The sequence below is a fragment of the Hyphococcus sp. genome (assembly GCF_041986965.1).
Classification (GTDB): Bacteria; Pseudomonadota; Alphaproteobacteria; order Caulobacterales; family Parvularculaceae; genus Hyphococcus.
In genome coordinates, this window is the sequence record NZ_JBHIXB010000001.1 from 1,684,729 (window position 1) to 1,702,793 (window position 18,065).

At 53.3% G+C, this 18,065-nt stretch carries 16 protein-coding genes and 1 tRNA gene; 13 read left to right on the forward strand and 4 right to left on the reverse strand.

The annotated features are described in order from the left end of the window. Nucleotides 1-418: 418 nt before the first annotated feature. The 10 genes from ACFC5L_RS08370 to ACFC5L_RS08415 all read left to right on the forward strand — a co-directional run bounded on the left by ACFC5L_RS08370 (nucleotide 419) and on the right by ACFC5L_RS08415 (nucleotide 13,649). Nucleotides 419-1,687, forward strand: a complete 1,269-nt coding sequence (locus ACFC5L_RS08370) for an alpha/beta fold hydrolase (RefSeq protein ID WP_375204204.1) — start codon at nucleotides 419-421, stop codon at nucleotides 1,685-1,687. Nucleotides 1,688-1,940: 253 nt separating this feature from the next. Continuing rightward, complete coding sequence (locus tag ACFC5L_RS08375; RefSeq protein WP_375204203.1) at nucleotides 1,941-3,008, forward strand: hypothetical protein; 1,068 nt, start codon at nucleotides 1,941-1,943, stop codon at nucleotides 3,006-3,008. Continuing rightward, entirely contained in the window at nucleotides 3,008-3,724 is a 717-nt protein-coding gene (locus ACFC5L_RS08380) for a hypothetical protein (RefSeq protein ID WP_375204202.1), read from the forward strand. Before ACFC5L_RS08375 ends, ACFC5L_RS08380 begins: the two co-directional genes overlap by 1 nt. 5 nt (nucleotides 3,725-3,729) lie before the next feature. Then, on the forward strand, nucleotides 3,730-4,686 hold the full coding sequence (locus ACFC5L_RS08385) for a hypothetical protein (RefSeq protein ID WP_375204201.1): 957 nt from the start codon (nucleotides 3,730-3,732) through the stop codon (nucleotides 4,684-4,686). Between the two features lie 52 nt (nucleotides 4,687-4,738). After that, complete coding sequence (locus ACFC5L_RS08390) at nucleotides 4,739-5,299, forward strand: hypothetical protein (protein ID WP_375204200.1); 561 nt, start codon at nucleotides 4,739-4,741, stop codon at nucleotides 5,297-5,299. A 164-nt stretch (nucleotides 5,300-5,463) separates the two neighbouring features. Next, nucleotides 5,464-6,027, forward strand: a complete 564-nt coding sequence (locus ACFC5L_RS08395) for an ECF-type sigma factor (RefSeq protein ID WP_375204199.1) — start codon at nucleotides 5,464-5,466, stop codon at nucleotides 6,025-6,027. Continuing rightward, nucleotides 6,014-8,404: a serine/threonine protein kinase gene (locus tag ACFC5L_RS08400; RefSeq protein ID WP_375204198.1), complete on the forward strand. Its 2,391-nt coding sequence runs from the start codon at nucleotides 6,014-6,016 to the stop codon at nucleotides 8,402-8,404. Before ACFC5L_RS08395 ends, ACFC5L_RS08400 begins: the two co-directional genes overlap by 14 nt. Before the next feature lie 226 nt (nucleotides 8,405-8,630). After that, nucleotides 8,631-9,404 carry a hypothetical protein gene (locus ACFC5L_RS08405; RefSeq protein WP_375204197.1) on the forward strand — a complete coding sequence of 258 codons (774 nt, stop codon included), beginning with the start codon at nucleotides 8,631-8,633 and terminating at the stop codon, nucleotides 9,402-9,404. A gap of 58 nt (nucleotides 9,405-9,462) precedes the next feature. Continuing rightward, nucleotides 9,463-11,301, forward strand: coding sequence for a hypothetical protein (locus tag ACFC5L_RS08410; RefSeq protein ID WP_375204196.1), 1,839 nt, complete (start codon nucleotides 9,463-9,465; stop codon nucleotides 11,299-11,301). A 725-nt stretch (nucleotides 11,302-12,026) separates the two neighbouring features. Next, a complete protein-coding gene (locus ACFC5L_RS08415) occupies nucleotides 12,027-13,649 on the forward strand; it encodes a hypothetical protein (RefSeq protein WP_375204195.1) in 1,623 nt (540 codons plus the stop codon). Nucleotides 13,650-13,875: 226 nt separating this feature from the next. Here the strand turns inward: ACFC5L_RS08415 and ACFC5L_RS08420 are convergent, their stop codons facing one another. The 4 genes from ACFC5L_RS08420 to ACFC5L_RS08435 form a co-directional block, all read right to left on the reverse strand. Beyond that, nucleotides 13,876-14,532 (reverse strand): VPLPA-CTERM sorting domain-containing protein, encoded by a 657-nt coding sequence (locus tag ACFC5L_RS08420; protein ID WP_375204194.1) that lies wholly within the window; start codon nucleotides 14,530-14,532, stop codon nucleotides 13,876-13,878. 152 nt (nucleotides 14,533-14,684) lie between these two features. After that, nucleotides 14,685-15,479, reverse strand: a complete 795-nt coding sequence (locus ACFC5L_RS08425; protein WP_375204193.1) for a hypothetical protein — start codon at nucleotides 15,477-15,479, stop codon at nucleotides 14,685-14,687. A gap of 53 nt (nucleotides 15,480-15,532) precedes the next feature. Beyond that, on the reverse strand, nucleotides 15,533-16,510 hold the full coding sequence (locus ACFC5L_RS08430; RefSeq protein WP_375204192.1) for a tyrosine-type recombinase/integrase: 978 nt from the start codon (nucleotides 16,508-16,510) through the stop codon (nucleotides 15,533-15,535). Nucleotides 16,511-16,612: 102 nt separating this feature from the next. Beyond that, nucleotides 16,613-16,688 (reverse strand) — tRNA-Ala (locus ACFC5L_RS08435). A 203-nt stretch (nucleotides 16,689-16,891) separates the two neighbouring features. On the opposite strand from ACFC5L_RS08435, the gene ACFC5L_RS08440 reads away from it, so the two are divergent. From ACFC5L_RS08440 to ACFC5L_RS08450, 3 genes are all read left to right on the forward strand, one after another. After that, nucleotides 16,892-17,302: a hypothetical protein gene (locus tag ACFC5L_RS08440; protein ID WP_375204191.1), complete on the forward strand. Its 411-nt coding sequence runs from the start codon at nucleotides 16,892-16,894 to the stop codon at nucleotides 17,300-17,302. Nucleotides 17,303-17,416: 114 nt separating this feature from the next. Next, nucleotides 17,417-17,716 carry a YggT family protein gene (locus ACFC5L_RS08445; RefSeq protein WP_375204190.1) on the forward strand — a complete coding sequence of 100 codons (300 nt, stop codon included), beginning with the start codon at nucleotides 17,417-17,419 and terminating at the stop codon, nucleotides 17,714-17,716. 10 nt (nucleotides 17,717-17,726) lie between these two features. After that, on the forward strand, nucleotides 17,727-18,056 hold the full coding sequence (locus tag ACFC5L_RS08450) for a DUF167 domain-containing protein (protein ID WP_375204189.1): 330 nt from the start codon (nucleotides 17,727-17,729) through the stop codon (nucleotides 18,054-18,056). Nucleotides 18,057-18,065: the final 9 nt, after the last annotated feature.

The window sequence follows — 18,065 nt, forward strand, 5'->3', positions numbered from 1 at the left end:
GACTGAGCCGCGGTCTCCGAACGTCAGATGATCAGGCCGACGCAAATTGCGACGAGGCCGATCGCGATCGAAAATACGAAGACTTCGATCGCCTGTTCTCCTGAGTTAGACATGTTCGTTCTCCTTTTCTTTGCTGGCGCCGTTCCACTCTGTCGGTCGGTTCTGTTCCCCGCAGAGTGACCTGCGGGATCGCCGTTCGTTCTTCGCTTTGTGGGGGCGTCGATGGCTGCGGAATGGAACCTGCCGGGGCAAAAATCTTGAGAAAGAGATGATTTCTTTTTGGGCCGGATGAAATTTCCGTAACCCCTTCAAAATACTTACGAATGTTGGGAGTGAGCAGCCGCAAAAAGCTTGTGGTATAGTCCTTATGAGTGACTTATGAGCTGATTTCACCGCCGCTCACCAAAGGCCGATGGACGTGAATCACAAGGTTGATCGTTTCCCCAAAGGCATGCGCCTCTCTGCGCCCCCGCTTGAATTGAATATAGAGCAAGGGCGCGTCTGGCTGGACGGTGAGGCCGTGCGCCTCAGTAACCGCCCTTTTCAACTGCTTGTCGCGCTTATGTCCCGGCCGGAAAAACTCTGGTCCAAGGACGAATTGATCGAGGAGGTCTGGGACGGGCTTGCCGTTTCCGATTCTGTCCTGGCGACCGCGATGAAGGAGCTGCGGCGCGCTATTAACGACCCTGCGCGGCAACCGCGTTTTATCGAGACCGCCCATGGGCGCGGCTATCGCTTCCTGCCGCCGGTGGAACAAATTCCTCATGACAAAGGAAAATCGCTACGTGAAGACGGCGAACCGGGCGCCGCGCTCGAAACGAAGAGCGCCAATTCACCGCAAGCGCAACAGACCGTGCGCTTTTGCAAAGCGTCGGATGGCACATCGCTCGCCTGGTCAAGGGTCGGCGTTGAAAATAACGCCGCGCCGCTTGTGAAAGCCGCAAACTGGCTGACGCATCTCGAACGCGACTGGGAAGCGCCGATCTGGAGCCCGCTCTTTCGCGCCCTGGCGCAAAAGCGTCCTCTTGTCCGTTATGACGAGCGCGGCTGCGGTCTTTCCGACTGGAATGTCGCGGAGATCAGCTTTGAAACTTTCGTCACCGATCTTGAAGCGGTGGTCGATGCGGCCGGCATCGACCGGTTTCCGTTGCTGGGAATTTCGCAAGGCGCATCCGTTTCGATTGAGTATGCAGCGCGCCATCCGGAGCGGGTGTCGCATCTTATCCTTTTTGGCGGTTACGCCGCCGGATGGCGCCATACGGCGACGCCTGAGCAGGCGCAGGAGCGTGAGGCCGTGATGGTGCTGACACAAGCGGGCTGGGGCCGTGACGACCCCGCTTACAGGCATATTTTCTCAAGCACCTTCATGCCGTCGGCGACAGCGGCGGAGCTTTCCTGGTTCGACGAGTTTCAACGCCAGACCACGTCGCCTCAAAATGCTGTCCGGTTTTTGCACGCCTTTGCCGATATTGATGTGCGCGAGCGTTTGTCGTCGATCAATGTTCCGACGCTGGTGCTTCACAGCAACGGAGACCATCGGATTCCGGTGAAGACCGGCACGGAACTCGCCGCGGCTATACCAAACGCACAGTTTGTCGGCCTCGATAGCGACAATCATCTTCTGCTGGGCCGCGAGCCTGCATCAAAGGCCTTTATCGAAACGATTGACCGCTTCCTGTCGTCATGACGCATGCGCCACGTCACAGCTCCTGAGGGTCTGGAAGGCGCGTTTGTTTTTGAGCTGCGCCTGATCATATTGATTCCGTTTCGTATTTTATCCGGCTGGATACGCTTGTGGGCCCCTTTTAAAGAGTGCTCAGTAATGCTTAACTGCATTTGGAGATGGGTGTGGGCGTTCTTCCGGGGAAATCATGATAAGAAGTGTAGTGTTTTTGCTTGCATTCTTGTGGTGCATGAGCGGAGCCGTAAATGCGCAAGCAGTGCCTGTTTACGTGGAGGGAGGTGTTGGAGATGGTCAAGGTCTTCTTTTCCGATCGACGGTAAACAGCTGCTATGGCGTAACGCCCAAACATGTCGTTGGCGGCGCCGGCGCTTCGGCCAGCCTTACGGATCAGACCGGTTTTGTCAGCAAAAGCTTTGTTAAAGCTGCTGATGACAGTCTTGACATGGCCCTTCTCGATTTTGCGGATCAAAATGTTCAGTCCCAAAATCCGATGTTTAACCAGCGCATCAGCCTGCAGCGTTGCGGCGATGTTCGCGATCTATCGGAGATCGTCGCCGATAGTGAATTGGAAGCAAGATATTTGCGGGCGCGCGTATTTGGAACCCGTATTGCGGCGCGCGCGGGAGGACTTCAGCTCATTCCCATGCGTATCAGCAATGTATCGAATGGAACCCTGACGCTGGAGCCGGCCAATCAAAGCGCTGTCATACAATCCGATAGCGGCATGCCGGTTTGGAGCATTACCGATACGGCTCCGAATGCGGCGAATCCGGACCTTTTGGAGCGCGCGCGTCTAGTCGGATTTGTCCGCGGCGTTTCTCCGCAAGGCGTTGATGCAGTCTCGGCCGAAACGGCGTCGGAAATGGTTTATAACGCGCTCGCGCCCATTGACCCCAACAAGGTGATTTCGCCTTCCCAATATGGGCTGGTGACACGAATTGATCGTGGCCACGCAGCCTGGACGGCTTACCGGGTAGCAAGGGGGGATGAGCGTGACCCGCCTGTCCTTCATGATTTTGAAAAGCTCTCGAGTTTTTCGGTGCAGTTCGATCTTGGCGATCGCGATAATCTCTTCAAAGGCATATCGCTACGGTATCTGGGAAGACGCCGGCCTGAAATCCGCTATTACGTGTCGGAAAATCGTCCCGGAGCGAATTCCCAATGGGAGTTGATCAATTGTCGCCCGGATCCGTCCACGATGAGAAGCTTTGATTATACAGTTTGCGTGCCGCGCGAAAACAGAATTGTTCGCGGCGTATGGGTGGACATCCGAATGCCGCCCGACGCGATCAGCAACCTCACGGTATTAAGGGATGAGCTTTGATGTTGAAATCAATAGTGATCGCCGCTTCCCTTTTGGCGCCAAGCGTCGCCGCTGCGCAATTGGCGACGCTCAATGGCGATATTGAGGAAACCTTCGCCGATTTCGTCAGGGTTAGCGGAAGCTTGGTTGTTGGATTGGAGTTTCAATCGCAAACTGACGCACAGCAGAATGTTGATTTGAGGACGCTTGGGGTTTTCTTGCCGCAAGATGCTGGAAAGGTGTGTTTCCGCGCTGTCAGTAAAGACGGGTATTATTTTGCTTCAGGGGAATTGACCAAACCGAACGCGCCTGCGGGTTACTATCGCGTTCGCGAAGAGAATGCGTGGGCGCTAGCCAATCAAGCCGGCCGTTACACGCATGAAGAATTCGCTGCACGGATTAGTCTTGGTGAGAATTGCGAAACCAATCGAAAAGCGGCGCTAGCCCCAGTTTCAACAGGGGAGGGCAACGAACAGCTTGTCGTGAGCCTGAATTCGCAACGCGCGCTTCAGCTTTCCGCAACAATCACGATGGGGGATGATTTATCCGTACAGGGTGATTGCGCGTCATTACGAGGTTCCGCTGCACGCGCTTTCGATTCGCAATGTCTTTTTAGTCTTCCGCCGGACATCGATGGAATAGCTGAGCTTGCTATACGGCGCGTGCCTGAACGCGGGCCAACCCGTGTGGACGCCGTGAATATACAGTTTTCGAAATTGGGGAGTGTGTCGCCATGAGGTCGTTGATCAGCGCTATTCTTTCCTTTGTCGGAAATTTCGCTTTTATACTGCTCGCAATTGTTGCGCTGATTATTCTGCTTTCCTTGCCGGAACCAAGAACGGTCCTGGCAGTTGAGGCGCACACGGAGAGCGTTCGTCAAAAGATCGTAAGCCCGGATCAGTCTGCTTTTTTCATTACAGGCGGGCAGACCGAAATATTCGGAAGCCAGGCGGCGGAAACGGAAGCGGCGTGCAGTGAAGACCCGACCCATGTCAGTCCGGGCGTGGGCTCGGACGTAACTTACCGCCGTTATCAGGACGGCGTGTTGGTGGTTGTGGTTTCGGCTCCTGCCACCGTTGAGGCCGCAGGGGAGGTCATTGCGCTAGGAACGGACCAGGTTGCGCGCATCACGGTCGATACCAACAGCGGTTGCAGCATTCCATCGTCACTGCGGCTTCCCCTTAATGGCGATCTTGAGATCGGGCAGGAGCCTCAAATCGCCCTCGATCCCTCATTCGTGCCCGCGATTATGAGCAGTGCGGAGATTACTGTTTATGCGCGCGCTGTTGAGCGTCTTTTCTTTTTGCCGCTCAACTTCGGCCCGTTCGAACCTGGTGCGTTTTACGTTGCGGATGGTTTTCCGTTGCCGCCCTCTTCGCACATAGACGGCGCAGCTCGGCTGGTTGATGGCAAACTGGAGCGCGCTGTCTGGTGGGGCAATGCTGATTTATCATTTGATGAAGGCAGCAACGATATGGTAGTGCGCGCGGCCGTGACGGCAAACGAATTGTCTGTAAACAATCTTGCCCTTTTTGACGCTTCCGGCAGTTCGGCCGATTCTCCTACAGGCGACCGGATATCGCTCACGCTGTCAGCGCGCCTCCTCGGTGATCCGAATTTGCGCATCATTTACGCTTTTATCGGGTTCATTCTGATTTTTCGAGCGGCATTCAACTTCCAGAATTCGAGACGCCAGTAGCGCCTGAACCTCATTCAGATTGTCTCAATCACTCAAACGCGAAGGACGCGCCATGAAAGTCAGAGAATCATTTGTGCAGATCGCCGCCGCTTTCCTTATTTTGTTTGTTTCCGCCGCCAATGCAGCGGCCCAATCGGGAAGCGGTGAAAATTGTCAACAAAATTTCGATATGACAGTTTGCGTAAAATCAGCCGCGCTGACGCCGGACTCGATTGAAGGGCGCGTTTGGGTGAGCATTGGTTTGGAAGTGACTTACACCGGACCCGACCCCATTGCCGTCGCGTTGCTTGGGGAAGATGAATCAATTGCGTTTACGCCTGAAAACGGAGAAGCGATCATGAACCGGCAGGAAGATGTGGCGGGAATTGTGGGCTGTCCGGGGGGCAGCTCCTGCAAGAGAATGTTTGACAACAACGAGCTGTCCATTCTCACGCCAAATCAGCCAACGCGGGTTTCAATTAAGTTTTGGGGTTATCTTTCTGAAGGGGGGAAGAGGCTTGTTGATCAGACGGATGCTGCGTCTTTTTCCGCCACACTGATCGTTTTCGAAAACGGCATTCAGGCCGTCATGCCTTTCACGATCTCGGACTTTAAGTTCGGGAACGGGCTTTAGCTGCAACAAGACGGGTGTCGACGAGATGCGTAGGCGTCTATTTCAGGCGAACCTGGAGGAAGAAATAGTAGATCGGCAACTGATCTGAGGCCTTGTCATTGCAAATCCATAATTCGTTGCTCTAAGCTCCCAGAGTATGCTGGTTTTCTTTACCTCTCCCAAACATGACAGTTGCTGATATTCCATCGAGTCTTATCCGCCGTTGGCGCGACGGCGATGACAGCGCGCGAGACCGCTTGTTTTCTATTCTTTACAGCGAATTTGCGACGATCGCTTCCACGCTGCTGAGACGGCAAAACGGTCCGGTGTCCCTCGCAACAAGCGACCTGGTGAACGAAGCCGTCATCCGCATTTTTAATGCGTCGGATATTGAGATTGCCGACCGCACGCATCTATTGGCGCTCTCGGCGCGCGTCATGCGTCAGGTCTTGCTCGATGGCGCGCGCCGCCGCAATCGCCAGAAGCGGCGCAGTTTGCATGTCACGCTTACGGACACACATGGCGGCAATCTGTCCGACACCGCTGATTATGAAGCACTGGAGCGGGCGCTGGTCAGGCTGACTGCGATCGATCCCGACCGCGCAGAAATTGTTGAATTACGCTATTTCGGCGGGCTTACGGTCGAAGAGATCGCCATTTTAAAACAAGTATCGGCATCAACAATCAAGAGAAAATGGGAGGCTGCGCGATTGTGGCTGAAGGACGCGCTGGAATATGACATCGGCTGACAACGATCTTGAAAAGCGTGCGATTGATCTTGTCGAAACCGCGTTATCTGTTGACGAACATCGCCGCGAAGCCTTTGTTGCGGACGCCGCTGGCGATGACGCTCTGTTGCGTCAGCGCGCTATGGCGATGTTGCGCGCCGGGTCAGACGGTCATCGCTCCCTGAAAACGGGTGGGGGGCTTGCCGATGCGATGAGCGAGGCGATGCCTGACGAAATCGGCGGCTTCAAGATTGAGCGCGAGATCGGGCGTGGGGGCATGGGCGCGGTTTATCTCGCGCGGCGGCCGGGAGCCGATTTTGACCATGCGGTTGCGATTAAGGTTGTTAGAAGCGCTACATCGGAACGTCTTCTAGAGCGTTTGCGATTTGAGCGGCGCACGCTCGCGCAATTGAAGCACTCCAATATAGCGCAAATGTATGACGGCGGCGAAACGCCGGCCGGCGAGCCTTATTTTGTCATGGAATATGCGTCTGGCGCGCCTTTGCACATTTATCTAAAGGAGGCGACGCCGTCCTTGGCGGCGCGGCTTGATATCTTTTCCGATGTCTGCGCCGCTGTGGCCTATGCGCACAAAAACCTGGTCATTCATCGTGACCTGGCGCCGTCTAATATCCTGATTACGCAAGACGGACATGCAAAACTGATTGATTTCGGCATTGCGCAAAGTCTTGAAGAAGACAACGATGGGCTTGCGTCAGCGCTGACCATGACGAAAGGCTATGGGGCGCCCGAACGCAAGCAAGGCGCGCCCGCCTCGACAATTACGGATGTTTATTCCCTCGGCGTTATTTTGCGCGACATGATTGAGGGCCTGCCGGCGCCGCGCCGGTCCGACCTTGAGGCTATCGCCCATAAAGCAGCTGCTGCGCAACCGGAGGAACGTTATCCGACGGTCGATGCGCTCATGGCGGATATCACGGCTTATCGCGAAGGGCGCGCGGTCACGGCTGTTGAAAAAGGCTGGGTTTATCCGCTCTCGCGTTTTATCGGTCGGCGAAAATTCGCCGTCGCGATTGGCGGTCTTGCCGTCATCGCCGTGCTTGCGTCAAGCGTCATTATGTCCGCGCTTTATGTTCGCGCCAACGCCGCGGAAGAACGGGCGCAGCATCGCTTTGACGAAGTGCGTGAACTTGCCGGCTTCATGATGTTCGACATCTATGATGACGTTACGGAACTCGACGGTTCTTTGAAGGTGCGGGAGAAAATTGTGGCGACATCGCTTGATTATCTCGACGCCATTGGCGCCGCGCCGGAAGCGCCCGCCGCGCTTCGCATCGAGATTGCGCGCGGGTATCAGCGGTTTGCCGAGGTTGCGGGCAGTCCCGGCAGCGTCAATCTCGGGCGCCGCGCAGAAGCGAGCGAACTTTTGACCAAGGCGGCGGAGCAAATTGACTTCGTCGTGACAGGTTCGGACGCGAGCGCCGAGGCGTTGCGCGCGCATGCAAAGATACACAGGGCCCTCGGCACATTGGAATGGACCAGTAAAGGCAATTTCGAGAAGGCGCGTGAAAATTTCACCGCCGCTGAATCCGCGCTTTCACGGCTCCAGAAAATGCCGGAAGCGCGCCTTGAGGATCGCGTCCTTGACGGCGCCGTCAGCCTCAGCCTCAGTCAAAGCCTGCGCTTCCTGGGCGACTATGATGGGTCGATTGCAGCGGCCCAAAGCGGCGTCGCCAAGCTGGAAACGCTACAGGAAACACATCCGGATGATTTCGATACGCTGTTCAACCTTGCGCATGCCTATATTTATCTCGGTGAAGCGAGCACGTCCAAAGAGGTGTATGCTGGCGCCCTTCCGGTAGAATCGTTGCCGCATTTCGACAAGGGGGTCGATTTACTGCGGTCGCTTGCAAGCGCCGAAGACGCAGCCCCGCTGACACGGGCGCAATATATTTCCGGCTTGTTGAAGCGCGCTTATTCGGCATGCCAGATTGACGATGCGCGGGCGGGTGGGGTCGAGGATCTCAGCACGGCGGAAGCGCTGACACAGTCAATTCTCGCAAATGAGCCGAATAACGACTTATTCAATGAGCGCTTGTCCTATATTCTTTATGTCAAAAGCGAGTGCCAGAACGGATTGGGCGACGTCGAGGCGGCGATGGCGACGGGTGAGCGCCTCCTGAAAAGGCGTCAGGCGCAGACGGCGCGTGAACCGGAAAACCCGGATTACCTGGAGCATCTTTATCGGATCGAATATCTTCTTGCGAATTTATCGAAACAACAGGGCGACTGGCCGGCGGCTTGTGCGGGGTTTGGCCGGGCCGAGCACGCAATGAAGCGTGTTGCCTCCCTCGTTGACGCGCCGGCGGATTATCAGAAGCAAAATCTTCGCGATCTTGAGGAATTTCTCCTGGAATGCGCCGCGCAGGATTTATAACGCTTGCCGGGCTGTCAGGCGTGAAGATGCGGGCTGAGTTCCTGACAATCGGGTGAAATAAGGCGTTTTGGGTGGCCGCCAAAAAAATAAAAAAACTTTGACCCATTCTCCGAGCCAATGGCGTTTTCATAAGTAACACGGGCGTTTCAGGTTTCAGCCTGATCAGGCTTGAGGCTGATGCCGACGGCCCTCCCGTGTTCGTGTGGTGTGGTTGAGGAGAGCGTAAATGTTGAGGATGCAAAGAACGATGATCCGCAGCGGCGCCGTTGCGGCGGTTGCGGCCTTGGGCGCGATCGTAGCGGCGCCGGCCGCCGCGGCGACGGTGGAGATTTCATTTTCCGGGTCCACCGACGGCGCTGGCGGCAATCTGACATATCCTGATGGCGGAACATTTAGCGGCCGTGTTATTTATGAAACGGACGCCGTCGCCGATGACAGCGCGTCGCCGAGCTTCGGGTCTTTTGAGGTTTCACCCTTACTAATTGAACTGAATACGCCGCTTGGCGGGCTTTCCTATGCGCCCGATCCATCCCGTCAGCCGGCGAATGTGATGACCTTCACGCAGCAGGAAAACCTTGCGGAACAGCAGACAAGCCGCCTTAGCTTTGGTTCGAACGAGCTTGATTATGACGGTTTTGACGGCATGCTCGCCGGTTTCACGCCGATTTCGTTCGATCTCGTTCTGCAGACCAACCCTAATCCCGGCGGCGATGTTCTTTTCAGCGACCCGAATGCGCTGCTTTCAGGCGCGGACAGTCTCATCACCGCCATGCTGATCAACAGCGTGGTGCAGGTCGTGTTCACCAATGACGCCATGGACAATATCGGGACGACCACGCTGGCGATCAATTCCGTCGCTTTCAACATCCTCGATGTGACAACGCCGCCAGGCGAAGTTCCTTTGCCCGGCGCCGCCATATTGCTGCTTACCGGCCTTGGCGGTCTGTTTGCGGCGCGCAAAGGGGCGGGAAGCCGCGCGGGGGCGCCAACTGCGCCCTGAGCCTTGGGGCAGGGAACGACACACGGCTTCCAAAACTCACATGAAATCTGGGAACATCATGCTCAAGAAAACTGTCATAGCGTTATGCGTCATCGTCGCAGCGGCTAACCCAGCCTCTGCTCAGTTTGGCGGTATTGGAAAAAAGCTTCTCGATAAAGCGAAAGACGAAGCCGAAAAAGCGATCCTGAAAGAGTCTGATGATGATGGTGATGCGGCGGGCCCGAAAGACCAGCCAAAGCCGGAAAAGCCTGCGCCGTCGAGTGAGAAACCCGCTCCCGAGAAATCCGTGAAAGCATCCGGCGCCATCGATGTCCCGGCCAGCGAGATGGCCTGGGTCGCGGAGCGCAAACCGTTTGAGCCGCCGACAACGGTGCGCGCATTTATTCACGATCCAAACATCATTGCGGAGACGGGAATTCGCGGACTGGAAATCGATATTCGCCGCCCGTCCAGTGGGCCGAATTACCATACGCTTGTATTGACGAGCGACAGCGCCCCCTCACAAGGTGTGATCCGCCTCAAGGTTGACGGCGCTGAAATCGCCAGTGAAGTTTTCGGCGGCATGGACCGCCCCAGAGGATTTCGCGAAGCGTCCGTCATCGACGACATGAAATCCGGCAAAGCGTTGACAATTGAACTCGGCGCCGCTGCAGCGCCTAAGGCTGTCACCTTGCCTCTCTCAGGTTTTGGAGATGCGCTTTCCCCGGCCGACATTGATGTCGAACAGGGCGCGTTGATGCTCTCGCAAAATATCGGAAATCGTTGCGTCCAGCGTGAGGGAAAGTTCAGCTACAAATGCGCATGCGTTCAAAACACATTTGTTCTCGAAGCCCCTGCAGGCATGCATTACGGAAACGCTGGCCCGTTGCTTGAAACTGCGCAGGCGAAATGCGACGCGAATATTCAAGCCAACCCTCTCCTGGGTCAATTGAGCATTCAGGAGGTTCTGTTCGGCGCCCGGTTTTCAGCGGCGGGGGCCGGCGCCCCCGAAGGGGCTGTTGTCCTCGGCGACATGGCGCCAGCCGGTCCGGCGCATGCTGTCGGCCTGCGTTCCGGCGACATGATCGTGAAAGTTGGGTCATCCGCGGCGGCGCAACGATTGCTGACGGAAAAACCTTTCCGCCCGGGCGTGCAGGCCATCAATGTCTATTCGCCTTCGACCAAGGAAACCCGCACGGTGCGCATTTCGCTTGAAGTGCCTCCAGCGGATATGAAGATGGCGTCTCTGGCGCCGTTTAAAACCGCCGCGTCGCCGGCGTCTGCCGTTCAGGAGAAAACACCTGAACCTGCAGCCAAGGCGCCGGAAAAAAACCATTCTACTAGTCCCGAACCACAAGCTGATTTGAAGAAAGTCAGTTTCACCGATCCAGTCGGCGAGGCGTGCGGGCGCGACAGCAGATTGAGCGGGCTTTATGATTGCAGCTGCATCGACACAAAAGCGAAACAGGTCCGCGAGGATATCAGCGATAAACAATTCGCTGAAGCGAAAGAAAAGTGGATTCCCTATCGCGAAAACCAGCTGCGCCTTTCAGAGGAGCGTCTGGCGAAGGAAACCGATCCCAAACGGATTGCAAGCCTGAAACAGGGGATCGCCCGCACAAAAGAAGAACTCGAAAAATTGAGAACGCGTCCTGATCCCATGTCTCATCCAGTGAGCAATGTCGGGCTTTATACCTATCAAGGCGCAAGCTGCAAAATCGATACTTATTTGAAGGCGAAGGAAAATGACGAATGCCGCCGGTCCGCATCTACGATGTCCAATATCGGCGATGTTGATGCGTATTGCGCATGTTCGGCAAACAAAGTTGCGGCGCTCTGGCTCCAGAGCGATGCCGCCTATAAATCCACCTTGCATGTCCAGATGGCGACGCAAGCCCGCACCGCTTGCCGCCCATAATCATGTTAGATTGTTGAGTGTGATGGTGAGTAAGAAATTCATGCGCGCATGAACGGCTGATTGGAATATCTAGGCGCTTTAGAAAAAGATAAAGTATCCCCCCGGCCTCAAAGGCGGGTCACGGTAGTCTAAAAATATTTTCAGAAAGCCTGGTGGAGCTGAGGGGAATCGAACCCCTGACCTCGTCATTGCGAACGACGCGCTCTCCCAACTGAGCTACAGTGTCTGATCAAAATACCTTAGCAAATACAACGGACAAACCAAAATAAGCCCTGAAAGCTCCCTTGGCAATACCTGCTCTTCATGTCGATATCTTGTGACCTGCTGTGACACAGGTGTGACCGAGAAAGGGGTACCCGGAAAAAATGGCCCGGCTCAACAGAACAGAAATATGCACATGAAAAATCTGGAGCTAACATTCGGTGAATTGGTACAACCAAGCTTCGGATTAGCCCAGAGTTAGCAATAAATCACCGCTGACTTAAAGCCTATGCGAGCAGTGGGATTCCTCAGGTTGACCCTTGGTGAATGTTAGCTTTGCTAGGTGATTCTCGGGAGTGGCAATCAGAGTGATTGGGTGGGGGCAGGCGAACTCGAGGCTAACTGCTAATATGCAAAAAGGCTTGCATATTTTTGCGATAAAGTAAACCGCTATTTTCATTAGATTATTTTAACAAAACCCCAGATTGACTTAGGCCGCAATCATCAGTACAGAGACGTTATACATGAAACTCCCTAATCGTATTACATGGGAGAAACGTTCGTATTTCGAACGTAGACTATTGAAACAAATACTAGCCCATCATGTTGGGCAAATTTGGTACTTAGAAATTTTAATACCGGAAGTCCGGGCTAGTGATTTTATAGGAAGAAAATTTGTGACTAAAAATCAGTACATAGAATACCTTCAGGAACTTGGGATTGAATTCTTTCAATCGGACCAAGGGCTTTGCTATGCTAAAATTAGCAAAGGCGATGCAACCTACGCGCTTTCTTTGGATTCCGGCGACTTCAAACAATTCGTGATGCTGCGGATATACGAAAAGTTCGGGAAAGCTATGGATGACCGGCAGCTAAAGACCATTGCTGTGGCATGTCGAGCCAAGGCGCTATTCGGAGAGGATAAACGCAACGTCTACATCCGAACTGCTCCTATTGATCCTACAAACCCTTTCGAGGGAATAGAGATTGATCTTGGAAATGATCAAGGTGAATGCGTTCGAATTACCAAGAACAGTATAGAAGTTGATCAGCCTTCGGTGCTCTTCCTAAGGCCGCAGAATCTTTTACCTCTACCAAAACCGGCTGACAGCGGTGATATCTTGAAATTGTTCGACTACATCAATGTCGATGGAAATGAACAAAGGCTGACATTGCTGTCATTTGTCATCAATGCATTGCTGCCAGAAGGGCCGTATCCGTTGCTTATCTTAACCGGGCAAGAGGGCTCCGGCAAAACTAGTGCTACCGAGTTTTTATCGTCGGTGATTGATCCTCGGACAGGTGTTAACCGGGCGATGAACCAGAACGAGCGCGAGTTAGCAATTTCGGCATCCCGCTCTCATCTTATGACCTTCGACAATCTGTCCGGAATTCGGTTCAATATCTCGGATTTTCTGTGCCGTTTGTCGACAGGAGGAACCTTTGAAATCCGAAGACTTTACACAGACACAGACGTATTAGAGATCAATTTTTCTAAGCCCGTCATCATGAATAGTATCGTCGATTTGGTTTCAAAGCCAGACCTAGCGCAAAGGACTTACATCCTCGAATTAACCAGCCTATCAGAAAAGAACCGGAAAACTAAATCCGAGTTGAAGAAATCCTTTGTCGAAGATCAGCCTGTAATTTTCCGTGGAATTTGTGAGGCGATTCAGATGGGCCTGCAGATGCGGAAGGTCACGAAACTGCTTAAGCCACCAAGGATGGCGGACTGTGCAAAGTTTGCAGCCAGCGCATCACCTGCTTTTGGCTCAACACCGGACGCCGTTGTGAAGGCAATGGAGAAGGTCCAAGATAACCAAAGGCTCTACATTGCGTCGGTTGATCCCGTGTTTCAAGCAGTGCAGAGCCTTATGGAAAAGGTCACCGAATGGGATGGGACAGCGACGGAGTTGTATAACCTTCTGGGAGAAACCTTTAGCGCCGACGGCATTCCAAGGCCATCAAACTGGCCCAAGACGGTCGAAAACTTCTCAAAAGACCTGAATCGACTCCAAGGTAATTTATTGGGGATGGGCATTAAGTATGAGAAAGAACGGACGGCAAAATCCCGAACCATAAGGTTAAGCCGTGCATCCTCCATAACAAAACTGGTTGAGGAATATGCTCGCGTCTCTATCGCATGACGGAATGACAGCGATGACGGCAAATTAATCAAGACTATGGGGTCAAGATATTTGCTTGGCCCCTTTTTCCTGCGCGATCACTGCCTTCCAGTTGTGCTCAGTGCAACCCATAATGGAGCTACCAAAGCGTTCGTCCCATGGGTAAATCGTTGAGACTTTCCGCTGGTGGGCTTGGTCTCAATTACGTGCGAAACGCTTTAAAATATTCTGTTGATAAGGCTGCTTTTTAGTGAATGTTTAGGCGTCTTTTTTGAGTCGCGCATAAGCCTCCCATTCCCGCAAGAAAAAGCCAAAAAGCGGCGGGGAGAGGTACGGGCTGAAAGTCAACAGTCCCAAAGATTTGCCCTCGGAAGTCACCTTGGTTGTCGTAAGCCCATTGCCAACTATTATTTGAAAAAAGATAAAAGGCCCAGCCAAAGGCGTCGCTATTATCGTACACGAAGGTTTCTCGGCTATATTCGTCGCTGAAAAATCCGGTATTTGCCTGAACGCAACCTACGCGAATTTCGGCGTATTCAGTAAGGCAGAATCCTGAGAGGGACTCTCCATCAAATGCAATATAGCCGAACTCGGAGTTGAAAAAACCAAACTCGTCATCGCTTCCATCAACAAATACGTCAAGTTCGGGGATTGATAGGTTGAAGCCTGAAACTAATGCCAACTCTGGAATCTCCGAGCATTCGGCCCTGCAATACTCGTTAAAGTCGACAGTGTTATTTCTATCCCAAACGAATGTGCCAATTGCTGAGAATGTTTCGGTCAATCCCGTGAGTTCGTTATAGCCTTCACCTGTAAGGATCATCCGATAAGTCAAGGGTGCTGCATTAGCAGAGGTGGAAATCATACCCCAACCAAGCAAAATCAGTGTTATCAGCCGGTTCATTTTGCCCCCGATCAAAGCTTGAATTAGACAATGGCACACAAAGAGACAGAGTGCCAGATTTGCTGTGCTATGACCGCCACCTGATGACAGCAGCAGACCAGAAGAAAGGCCAAGGCTTTCTCTTGGCCTAATTTATCGGGATAATAATCAACCTATTCACACCAGACTTTGCAAATTTTCTTTGTTCGAACATTCAACAATTCTGCGGACGCACATGCACCAAGCGGGCTTCCGGAAACAAATACGACCTCATCCCCTGCTTCCATGTCAAAACAAAAAGTCTGCGCCGAAAAAACTTCATCGTTAATTACAAATAGCTCGTCATTATGAGCAGTTTGGATGTAATAGCGAGATTGTATCATCGGTCTCGAATTCGGAAGTGCTTCGGTAATTTGCCAATTCGCGAGAATAACATCGGTGATTGTAAGACAGCCCATGCCATCTGTGTCATCTTCTGGATAAATTAGATTCGTACGCGCAACATATTCTGTTCCATTTCCAATTATCGCAGCTTCTTTTGGGCTAATCCAAAAGCTAACAGAATTTGTCCCCCCACAATCATCCGGTGAAAAGTTTAGTCTCAATCCAGCAATTGAATATCCGAGTGGCAACAAGTCAAACCTTGAAGTCTTAAACCGAATGTGTATCACACCTCCATCACCGTAATGCCACCAAATATTAGAACTTTCTAGTTCGGAAATCAGGGCCAATTTTCTGTCGGACGAGATCGGGGTCACCTTAAAACCAGTATCGTCAAATTTAGAGTATATGGCTTGAACATCATCTACGTGTATTGCTTCAAAATCCAACATCGAGGCAGCGCCACTATCCACCCTCTCCAATACATCTAAAGCTTCTTGAGTGCGGTCGAATGCTTCTGCTTTGGAAGGGCTCGGTGCCATAAGCAGAATCAATGAGGCGATGTGGGTAAGCTTCATTTTTGCCATCACATTTCAGTTTAATGAATTCGATCTACACACAAGCATAGAAAATCATACTTTTAAGCAATAGAATGACGAACGTGAGCGTATCTCGCCAGCATTCTAAAGTCACGATGCCCGGAAATCGCTGCAACATGGGCAATTCCCAATCCCTGCTCGAACAGTCTCGACACGGCTTCATGCCTAAGGTCATGAAAATGTAAATCGTCAATCTCCGTTCTCTTTTTCACTCGTTCCCAAGCCAATCGAAAGGCGTTCGGAGTTAAAGGAAATATCCTGTCATTGCCGTCACTCCCGTCATTCATGACAGATTGAACTGTATCCAAGGCTATTGATGATAGTGGAATTGTTCTGGGCACCCCTGTTTTTGTCTTTGGTATCCAAAGGAGATTTGTACTTAAGTCTAGATCGTTCATTCGAATGTTTAGGATTTCGCCACGTCTCATAGCCGTCTCAACCGCGAGAATAATTATTGGTTTGATTAGTTTGTTTCGTGATTGTTCTGCGCTACGTAGTAGCCTTTCATATTCGCCAGTTCGTAATCGCCGATTCCTTGGTGGATTGTTCTTTGGTTTGCGAATAAGTTTTACCGGATTTTCTTTTATTGGCAGGCCCCATTCTTTGACCGCTATTTCATATGCATGTTGGATGATGCAAAGGTGCCTATTCACTGTTGATCCTGACACACAAGTGAGGCGTTCATCCCTGTATTTTGCAAAGTCAGAGGCTTTCACTGTTGCCAGTGATTTTGATGCCAAGGGATGTTCTTGAAGGTTTGAGATGAAAATCGTTTCCGTCTCAGTCGCTCCCTTATCAATTGAGATTTCATCCTTATATCGGTTCAACAATTCGCCTAAGGTAATGCGTTGCAACGTTCTTGGATCGCTCTGCAACAGGCCGCGATCAGCTTCAATGTCCATTTCCCTTGCCCAAGCTAAAGCCTCCGCTTTTCGAACGAAGCTTCTTGAAATGAATGGAGCGTCTTTCCGCCTTATTTGAACCTGCCAGCGTTCATCTCGCTTTCTAATGGTTGCCATGACTTCCTCTTCATCGGTGTGACACAGGTGTGACCGAATGAATTTGTTGAGGATTGATCAGACGCGGCTGTGTTCTAACATTCTGAAAAAATTAGAACTTAATGGTGGAGCTGAGGGGAATCGAACCCCTGACCTCGTCATTGCGAACGACGCGCTCTCCCAACTGAGCTACAGCCCCATTCCAGGAATGGCGGGGCCGCGTCCAATGTCAGGGAAAGGCCCCGTTCGGGAAGTCGGCGTCTTACGGCTTCGCAGGCCGGGCTGTCAATTACCGGCAGGCGTGCAGGGAAGCGTTCGGGTAAGCGTCCGGGGACGGCTGGTGCTGGCGCAAAGGCGAGGGGCGGGCTAAGCTTTTCCCGCCGCTATGGAAGGTCCCGACCCATGCTGACGCTTCTTCTCGCCGCGTTGTTATCCTCATCAAAATCGGAGGTTCCTCCCGATGTCTGGGACTGTGAAAACACGGTCGAGGTCTGGTGCGCGGTGGATGGTTGCGCGGCGCAGCCGGACGGCGAGATGACGCCCATGTCGATTACGGCGAGCCGCGACGGCGCTTTTTCGATCTGCGCCTATACGGGGTGCTGGGAGGGGAAAACCACCCTGATCGACCAGTCCGGAAGGCTTTTGTGGGCGGGCGACGGCGCGCCATTCTCCACCAGGCCCGAAGGCGGGTTTGAGGCGGATGTGACGCTTCTCATCATTGAAAAGGAAGGGGTCGGCTTTGTCCGCGCCGGCGGGATTGCGACGCCGCTCCTGTGCGCCCGCCGCCCGGTGGATCAAGACCTTGCTGAATAGGCCGCCTGTCTCGCCCCGCCTGCCTCGCCCCAGCGGCGGGGTGTCTAAACTTGCAAGGCTCCCCGACTGCCCTTAAGTCCCCATGGACCGCCTGATGAGGAGCCTTTAAAGCCCATGATCCCTATGCCGGTGTTTTCGCTGATCGACGCGGTGTTGTCGATCTACTCGCTCATCGTTTTCATTTCGGTGATCATGTCGTGGTTGATCAGCTTTAACGTGGTCAACCGCCATAACCAGTTTGTGGATATGATCTGGCGCTTCGTCACGTCTCTGACGGAGCCGGCGCTGCGGCCCATTCGCAAGGTGATTCCCTATATTGGCGGCATCGATATTTCACCGCTCGTCTTGCTGCTTGGCATTTACTTCCTGCGGGAAATGAACTGGTGGCTCGCGGCGCGGCTCGCGCTGAAGTAATGCGCTCCCGGTGAGCGGGCCTGAATTCTATGAAATGACGCAAGAGGGCGCCCGGCTGTTTGTCCGCGCAAGCCCCGGCGCCAAAGCGAACGAGATCACAGGGCTGTGGCGCGGGGCCGACGGCATGCGGCGATTGGCGGTCAAGGTCGCCGCGCCCCCGGACAAGGGCAAGGCGAATGCGGCGATCGTCAAACTTCTCGCCAAAGCTCTTGGCCTGCCGAAATCAGCGTTCCTGATTGCCTCCGGTGAAACATCGCGCTTGAAAACGGTTGATATAACGGCCGAAAAAGAGACGCTCGCGGCGATGCTGGAAAAGCTCGCCGGCGAGGGGGATAAGTGAGGGTGGTGA